General features: G+C 56.1%; 1 rRNA gene (cut by a window edge). It reads left to right on the forward strand.

Annotated elements, in window-relative coordinates:
- The first annotated feature begins 184 nt into the window (after nt 1-184).
- Nucleotides 185-1988, forward strand: a 23S ribosomal RNA gene (locus tag IRX98_RS22325) (it continues 1427 nt past the right edge of the window).

A 1988-nucleotide genomic window follows, 5' to 3' on the forward strand; every position in this document is an offset into this window, starting at 1 on the left:
CACGCTCGGTGGTACTGGCCGTGGGACTTGTCCTGGTGGTTGGTGCTGGGAGTGTGTTGGTGGATGTAGTTGCGTAGGCATGACTGGCTGTTCTTGGCTGGTCGTGTCGTTTTTGTGTGCTGGCCTGCTCCTTTGATTGGGGGGTGGGCTGGTGAGTCTTTTGTGTGTTGTCTTGACGTTGTTGAGACAAGCTATGAAGGGCACATGGTGGATGCCTTGGCATCAAGAGCCGATGAAGGACGTTGGAGCCTGCGATAAGCCCTGGGGAGTTGGCAACCAAGCTGTGATCCGGGGGTGTCCGAATGGGGAAACCCAGCACGAGTCATGTCGTGTTACCCGCATCTGAACACATAGGGTGTGTGGAGGGAACGTCGGGAAGTGAAACATCTCAGTACCGACAGGAAGAGAAAACAACAGTGATTCCGAGAGTAGTGGCGAGCGAAATCGGATGAGGCTAAACCGTGTCTGTGTGATACCCGGCAGGGGTTGCAGATACGGGGTCGTGGGACCGCTCTATTGAGTCTGCCGGCTCAGTACAGAGTAAGAAACCAGTGTGGAAGTCGAAGTCGGTTGGAAAGCCGTACCGTAGAGGGTGATAGGCCCGTAGACGTAAAGCGCTGGCTCTGGAGCGTGTTCCCAAGTAACACGGAACCCCTGAAATTCCGTGTGAATCTGGCGGGACCACCCGTTAAGCCTAAATACTCCTTGATGACCGATAGCGGACAAGTACCGTGAGGGAAAGGTGAAAAGTACCCCTGGCGGGGAGTGAAATAGTACCTGAAACCGTGTGCCTACAATCCGTCGGAGCCTTATGCCACTTGTGGTGGGGGTGACGGCGTGCCTTTTGAAGAATGAGCCTGCGAGTTTGCGGTGTGTTGCGAGGTTAACCCGTGTGGGGAAGCCGTAGCGAAAGCGAGTCCGAATAGGGCGATTCAGTAGCGCGCTCAAGACCCGAAGCGAAGTGATCTATCCATGGGCAGGTTGAAGCGTCGGTAAGACGACGTGGAGGACCGAACCCACTTAGGTTGAAAACTGAGGGGATGACCTGTGGATAGGGGTGAAAGGCCAATCAAACTTCGTGATAGCTGGTTCTCCCCGAAATGCATTTAGGTGCAGCGTTGCGTGTTTCTTGCCGGAGGTAGAGCACTGGATAGCCGATGGGCCCTACAAGGTTACTGACGTTAGCCAAACTCCGAATGCCGGTAAGTGAGAGCGCAGCAGTGAGACTGCGGGGGATAAGCTCCGTAGTCGAGAGGGAAACAGCCCAGACCATCAGCTAAGGCCCCTAAGCGGTGACTAAGTGGAAAAGGATGTGGAGTCGCATTGACAACCAGGAGGTTGGCTTGGAAGCAGCCACCCTTGAAAGAGTGCGTAATAGCTCACTGGTCAAGTGATTCCGCGCCGACAATGTAGCGGGGCTCAAGTCATCCGCCGAAGCTATGGCATTCAGCGAATACATCAGCATCGACTTGATCGGTGTTCAGTGCGCTGGATGGGTAGGGGAGCGTCGTGTGGGCAGTGAAGCGCCGGAGTGATCCAGGTGTGGAGCCCACACGAGTGAGAATGCAGGCATGAGTAGCGAATCACGGGTGAGAAACCCGTGCGCCGAATGATCAAGGGTTCCAGGGTCAAGCTAATCTGCCCTGGGTAAGTCGGGACCTAAGGCGAGGCCGACAGGCGTAGTCGATGGACAACGGGTTGATATTCCCGTACCGGCGAAGTTGCGCCCATGACGAACCTGGTGATGCTAACCACCCGAAGCTCATCGGACCGGACCCTTCGGGGCGAGGCTGGTGTGTGGAGCGTGGGACCCGAGCTGGTAGTAGTCAAGCGATGGGGTGACACAGGAAGGTAGCCCAACCACAGCGATGGTTGTCTGTGGGCAAGCGTGTAGGACGTGGTGTAGGCAAATCCGCACCATCCACTTCAGTGTGGAGTCTGAGACGTGACGCGGAGCCGTATGGCGAAGTGGGTGATCCTATGCTGTC

It is taken from the genome of Nocardioides lacusdianchii (genome assembly GCF_020102855.1).
GTDB lineage: Bacteria > Actinomycetota > Actinomycetes > Propionibacteriales > Nocardioidaceae > Nocardioides > Nocardioides lacusdianchii.